Source organism: Meiothermus cerbereus, assembly GCF_051297115.1.
Taxonomy (GTDB): domain Bacteria; phylum Deinococcota; class Deinococci; order Deinococcales; family Thermaceae; genus Meiothermus; species Meiothermus cerbereus_A.
The window spans coordinates 1-5,616 of record NZ_JBEVAL010000111.1; the positions used below are offsets into that span (position 1 = coordinate 1).

Annotated in this window: 6 protein-coding genes and 1 rRNA gene; 3 read left to right on the forward strand and 4 right to left on the reverse strand. The window is 58.2% G+C overall.

Annotated elements, in window-relative coordinates:
• Positions 1-176 precede the first annotated feature (176 nt).
• Positions 177-662, forward strand: a complete 486-nt coding sequence (locus tag ABWU19_RS14070) for a hypothetical protein (RefSeq protein WP_435902287.1) — start codon at positions 177-179, stop codon at positions 660-662.
• Positions 663-695: 33 nt separating this feature from the next.
• On the opposite strand, the gene ABWU19_RS14075 is transcribed toward ABWU19_RS14070, so the two are convergent.
• The 4 genes from ABWU19_RS14075 to rsmI form a co-directional block, all read right to left on the reverse strand.
• Positions 696-1,328, reverse strand: a complete 633-nt coding sequence (locus ABWU19_RS14075) for a ribonuclease H1 domain-containing protein (RefSeq protein WP_435902288.1) — start codon at positions 1,326-1,328, stop codon at positions 696-698.
• Positions 1,329-1,367: 39 nt separating this feature from the next.
• Entirely contained in the window at positions 1,368-1,925 is a 558-nt protein-coding gene (gene msrA, locus ABWU19_RS14080; RefSeq protein ID WP_435902289.1) for a peptide-methionine (S)-S-oxide reductase MsrA, read from the reverse strand.
• A gap of 209 nt (positions 1,926-2,134) precedes the next feature.
• A complete protein-coding gene (pfkA, locus tag ABWU19_RS14085; RefSeq protein WP_435902290.1) occupies positions 2,135-3,103 on the reverse strand; it encodes a 6-phosphofructokinase in 969 nt (322 codons plus the stop codon).
• Positions 3,104-3,302: 199 nt separating this feature from the next.
• Positions 3,303-4,109, reverse strand: a complete 807-nt coding sequence (rsmI, locus tag ABWU19_RS14090) for a 16S rRNA (cytidine(1402)-2'-O)-methyltransferase (RefSeq protein WP_435902291.1) — start codon at positions 4,107-4,109, stop codon at positions 3,303-3,305.
• 136 nt (positions 4,110-4,245) lie between these two features.
• On the opposite strand from rsmI, the gene ABWU19_RS14095 reads away from it, so the two are divergent.
• Both ABWU19_RS14095 and ABWU19_RS14100 read left to right on the forward strand, forming a co-directional pair.
• Entirely contained in the window at positions 4,246-5,379 is a 1,134-nt protein-coding gene (locus ABWU19_RS14095; protein WP_435902292.1) for a site-2 protease family protein, read from the forward strand.
• 169 nt (positions 5,380-5,548) lie between these two features.
• Positions 5,549-5,616 (forward strand): 16S ribosomal RNA (locus ABWU19_RS14100); the annotation flags it as partial.

The following is a 5,616-nucleotide window of genomic DNA, read 5'->3' on the forward strand; positions in this document are numbered from 1 at the left end:
TTTCGTTTTCCACTCTTTCATGCTTTATTCTGGCATACGGATTTTCAGAGATGCACCCCCATCCCATAGAAGAACCTGGGAAACATCGGGCCTTTGCAAAACACGTCACGCTGCCTTTACCAGCCTTGGTCAAAATAGCGCGGTGGCAGCTTGCAAGGCGGGTATACTTCGGCTTGATGCTTAGCTGGCTCGATTTAATAGCCCTTTTGGTTCTCTCGGCAGCCCTGGGAGTAGGCATTCGCCAAGGGGTTCCTTTCGCGCTGGCGGTGGTGCCAGCGCTGGTACTGTACGTGTTGTTGGCGTCTTTGCTGGGGGCTTGGCTTCCCGTAGCAGCACTGCCTTTTCTCGCGCTGGCCTTGGGGCTGGGCATGGCCTACCTGAGCCATCTCGTTCCGATGGCGCCACTTACCCCTACCCTCGAGGCCATCGTTGGCGGTGTTGGGGGGTTTTTGTGGGGGCTGTTCCTGGCCTTTATCATCTGGGTTAGCTTCCCCAGCGAATTTGTGGCCTCTACCGGCGCTTTACGCTACCCCTCCGAGCGAATTCCCAGCGGGGTCAAAGACGGCATCGTCAGCAGCCCCTTCGCCCGCCCACTGTTCGACTGGGCCGCCGGAAATCCCGTGCTCAGGGCAGCCTTGCTCCCACATGTCAACCACCCCTAGAGCGCCCTGCACAAAAAAGAGTGCGATGGGCAGCTATTTCCGCCCAAAGTCTGCCGGGTTTTCTCCCCAGAGGCCGGTCTGCCACTTGAGAATTGGGTTGGGGTAGGTATTGGAACCTAGCCAGGCCTCGGCCCTGGCAATGCGCTCAAACAGCTCGGCATTTTGCGCTGTGGGTATAAGGTTGGTGCGGGCTTTTTTGCCCTTTACCCAGGCAATGGCGTTGACCGAGTCGGAGTAAATAGGCCAGGTATAGCCCTTTTCCTGGCACAGCATCAAGGCCTCGACAATGGCCAGAAACTCGCCCACGTTGTTGGTTCCCTGAGCAAAAGGCCCCCGACGAAAAATTTCCTTCCGCGTAGCGGTGTCCACACAGCGGTACTCCAGCCGCCCCGGATTACCGCTGCAAGCTGCATCCACACAGTAACTGGGGATAATCGGCGGAGGGGCCTGCAAAAGCCGGGCCTGACTGGCTTTCTTGTTCAGATACTCCTGGTATTCTCCCCTAAAGGCCCGTCTGGCTTCGTCCAGATTTTCAAAGGCCTTGTACTGTGCACCCACAAAACCCTTGACCTGCGCTTCGGCTTCAGGCCAGGAAGTAAAAATACCGGTTTTTCGGCCCTTCCAGACCACATAATACTTGCTTTTGGGCTTAACCACTCGGGCCATAGCTTAGAAGTGTACCGCAAGCGGTCTGGACTGGCCGACTCAACTGGTCGCGGCAGGCTTTTTCAGGCGGTCAAAATACTGCTTACGAAACCTGGCAACCTTGGGACCTACCACAAACGCGCAGTAGGGTTGATAGGGGTTGCGCCTGAAGTATTCCTGGTGGTAGTCCTCGGCGGGGTAGAACTTCTCGAAGGCCACCAGCTCAGTCACGATGGGGTTCTGCCAGAGCCCGGCCTGGTTCAGGTTTTGCATTACTTCCTGGGCCAGCGCTTTTTGCTCTGGGGAGTGGTAAAAGATAACCGAGCGGTACTGTGGCCCCACATCGCTGCCCTGCCGGTTGGGCGTGGTGGGGTCGTGAATGGCGAAGAAAATTTGCAGAATGTCGCGATACGAAATCAGGCTGGGATCAAAGCTCACCTGTACCACCTCGGCGTGGCCGGTCTGCTTGCTGCACACCTGTTCATAGGTGGGGTTGGGCAGATGCCCCCCAAAATACCCCGAAACCACCTCCGTTACGCCTTTTAGTTCGTCGTAGATGGCTTCCAAACACCAAAAACACCCACCGCCCAGGGTAGCGACCTCGAGGTTTTGATCCATAGCAGTCAATTATGACTGAACGTCTGCCGTGCGATGTAATACCGGATTCAAAAAGATAGTCTTCAAACAAAAATCCCAAGAGGCTATCTTTTTGAATCCTAGAGCACACCCCTCGCTGCGCTCGGCGAAAACAGCGTATCCTGTTGGTCGGGTTAGGTCGTCACCGAACGGTGACGACCTAACCGAATCTGGTATAAGACAAATGACTGTCACAAAGACAACACTTTGGCGAGTTCGTACTTTTTGCGGTTAATATCCTTGCGCTTTTCGATGGCTTCTTTGAAGGGCGTGAGGCGAATTTCGTCGTTTACTTCGCCAATCGCAACCCCACTGGCCCCGCTCAGCAGGGCCTCCACGCAAGCGGCCCCCAGGCGGCTTGCCAGCACCCTGTCTCTGGCGGTGGGGCTGCCTCCGCGCTGGATGTGGCCCAGAATCGTAACCCGGCCCTCGAAGCCGGAGTACTGTTGCACATCCTTGGCTAGCTGCTCGGCGCCGCCCTCGTAGCCTCCTTCGGCCACCACTACGATGGAAGAGCGCTTGCCCTTCTCCGCCGATTTGTTAATCACCTCGGCGCAGGCCTGGGCATCGGTGGGAATTTCGGGAATCACAACCACCTCGGCCCCCCCCGCAATACCGACCTCGAGCGCAATGAAGCCTGCGTGGCGGCCCATCACTTCGATAAAAAAGACCCTCGAGTGGCTCGCGGCAGTATCGCGGATACGGTCAATAGCGTCCAGGGCTGTATTGACGGCGGTGTCGAAGCCTATGGTGTAGTCGGTGCCGTAGAGGTCGTTGTCTATGGTGCCGGGCGCACCCACAATCGGGATCTGGTGCTCCGCTAGCAGCTTTGCTGCTCCGGCATAGGTTCCGTTGCCACCAATGGCTATTACCCCATCTATGCCAGCTTTTTTCAGGTTTTCGGCGGCCCTGGCCCGGCCTTCGGGGGTCATGAACTCTTTGCTTCGGGCCGTGAGCAAGATGGTACCGCCCCGCTGCAAAGTATTGGCCACATCACGCGGCCCCATCAGCACGAAATCGCCCTCAATCATGCCCTGGTAGCCCCCCCGGATGCCGATAACTTCCAGACCATTGGCCCAGCCCGAGCGCACTACCGCCCGAATGGCCGCATTCATGCCGGGTGCGTCTCCCCCACTGGTAAAAACAGCTATTCGCTTCATCAAAGCATACTCCAAACTTAGACCTTGCCTTACAAAGACCCAGGGGCCTTCTGGCAAAACTGCCTGTTAGTTTACCCAAGAAACTCTGTTATGTGGCATCCGAAGGTATCCAGCACTGACCGGCCCACGCTCCAATCGGGCGGCCCTGGCCCCTTTGCAGGCACGTTATCCAGCACCTTCCAAACACATAGAACGGGTATTACTGTTTTGGCGCGTCTGGTTTGTGGGCCAGCTCGTAGGCCAGGTTGCGGGGAACCCCTGCTTCGATCAGAGCGCTTACCAGCTCCTTACCTTTGAGGCCCTGGGCTTTGAGCTGCTCGAGCAATTCCTGTGTCCCCTGCCCCCTGGCTGCTGGAGCCTGCTCTTTTGGCCCCAGCACCAGCACAAACTCGCCCCTGGGTTCTTTGAAGTATTCCAGCGCATCACCCAGCCTACCCCGCCAAATTTCTTCGTGCAGCTTGGAAAGCTCGCGGGCAATCGCCACCGGGTGCTCCGGGCCATAGATTTGCAGAAGGTCTTGCAGGGTCTCGCGCAAACGATGCGGTGCCTCGTAGAGCACCACCGTGCGAGCCACAACCTGCTCCAGGCGCTCCCGGCGCTCCGAGCGTTTCTGGGGCAGGAAGCCCTCGAAGGCAAAGCGTGCGGTAGGCAGACCAGAGGCCACCAAAGCCGGAATCAGCGCGGTGGGGCCGGGTAGCACCTCGAGCGCCCAGCCTTCCTTGATGGCCAGCGCCACCAGCTCGGCGCCGGGGTCGGAAATACCGGGGGTGCCGGCATCGGTCGCGTAGGCCACAAGTTCGTACCCTTCCAATAGACGCTTGGCGTTTCCCACGGTGTGCTGGTCTAGGCGCACCATGGGCTTGGAGATGCCAAAGTGCTTTAGCAGCAACCCGGTGCGCCGGGTGTCTTCGCAGGCCACCACCTCGGCCTCCTTAAGCACCCGCAGCGCCCGTAGGGTAATGTCCTCGAGGTTGCCGATGGGTGTGGGCACCAAAATCAAACGCATTAGTCCAGTCTACCTGCTGCTTGCGGGGCCGTTTGGAAGCCCCCAATTTGGATGGGCATCTCTTTGAAGCCGTCATCCTGGCCTGCGCTCAGCCACGTATCACCTTACCAGCAAGAGCCGTAGTACCATACACTCAATGTTTGCCAAAACCATCCGCTTGCCGTTTCGGTTGTTGGGCATCCCGGTCTCGCTTGACCTGAGCTTTCTGATTGTGCTGCCGCTTTTTGCTTTCCTAATCGGCAGCCAGCTTCCGATCTATTTGCGGCTGCTACAGATAAGCGCACCGCCGGATTTGCTACAAGGCCCCACCCCCTACCTGCTGGGCCTGCTGGCTGCTTTGGGGCTCTTCCTTAGCGTGCTGCTTCACGAACTCGGCCATGCCCTCACGGCCCGGGCTTATGGCGTGCAAACCCGCGAGATTACCCTGTGGCTTCTGGGTGGGGTGGCCCAGCTCGAGCAAATCCCCCGCTACCGGGGAGCCGAAGCCGTCATTGCCATTTCAGGCCCTATTGTGAGCGTGCTGCTGTCGGGGCTGTTTGGTCTGTTGCGCGGACTTGTACCCCCAGGTGCTGCCGAGGGGCAGTTTTTGCTGGGTTACCTGGCCATCATTAACCTGAGCCTGGCCCTATTTAACCTGCTTCCGGCCCTGCCCCTCGATGGCGGGCGCATCCTGCGCAGCCTGATGGCTTTGTACAAACCCTACCTCGAGGCCACCCGCACCGCTGTAGCCATTAGCAAAGTGGTGGCCTTTGCGCTGGGTCTGTTGGGTCTGCTGGTCGGCAACCTGCTCATGCTCCTGATCGCCTTCTTCATCTTCATGGCAGCCAGCGCCGAGGCCGAGCAAGCCATGCTCAGCCGTACCCTCGAGGGCCTGCTTGTGCGCGACCTGATGACCCGCGAGGTGAGTACCGTACCGCCCACTTTGACCGTGGCCGAACTCCTGGAAAAAATGCTACAGGAGCGGCACGTGGGCTATCCGGTGGTAGAAGAAGGGCGGCTGTTGGGCCTGATAAGCCTGGAAGACCTCAACGGCGCCTCCCCCCAAACCCGGGTGCTCGAGCGGATGCGTCCGCCGTTGCAGCTCGACGAACAGGCCGAGGCCCTGACCGCTTTACAGCGCATGGCCGAGCAGGGGTTCTCGAGGCTTCTCATCACAGATGCCAATGGCAATTTGATTGGCATCCTGAGCAAAACTGATCTGCTGCGGGCGCTGCAACTTCGCGCCGCCCAGATTAGTCTCAGCCATCAATCCAACCCCAGCACCTGGTAGGGCTTGACAGGTTAGAAAGTAGTCTGTACACTTCTCGTTGCGCTGCCGCGAGGTAGCCAAGCACCTTGACAAAGAAAGATCAGCAGAAAACACGAACCATACGTCGTTTTCTCGGACGTTTTAAACGAGAAAGACCTTAACTAGGTCAATCCCCTTGCTCGCAAGAGCATTTTTGGAGAGTTTGATCCTGGCTCAGGGTGAACGCTGGCGGTATGCCTAAGACATGCAAGTCGCACG

What these genes read in the sequence shown, in the direction of transcription:
- ABWU19_RS14070 (WP_435902287.1), top strand. Translation starts at nt 177, where the DNA reads ATGCTTAGCTGGCTCGATTTAATAGCCCTTTTGGTTCTCTCGGCAGCC.
- ABWU19_RS14075 (WP_435902288.1), bottom strand. Translation starts at nt 1,328, where the DNA reads ATGGCCCGAGTGGTTAAGCCCAAAAGCAAGTATTATGTGGTCTGGAAG.
- msrA (WP_435902289.1), bottom strand. Translation starts at nt 1,925, where the DNA reads ATGGATCAAAACCTCGAGGTCGCTACCCTGGGCGGTGGGTGTTTTTGG.
- pfkA (WP_435902290.1), bottom strand. Translation starts at nt 3,103, where the DNA reads ATGAAGCGAATAGCTGTTTTTACCAGTGGGGGAGACGCACCCGGCATG.
- rsmI (WP_435902291.1), bottom strand. Translation starts at nt 4,109, where the DNA reads ATGCGTTTGATTTTGGTGCCCACACCCATCGGCAACCTCGAGGACATT.
- ABWU19_RS14095 (WP_435902292.1), top strand. Translation starts at nt 4,246, where the DNA reads ATGTTTGCCAAAACCATCCGCTTGCCGTTTCGGTTGTTGGGCATCCCG.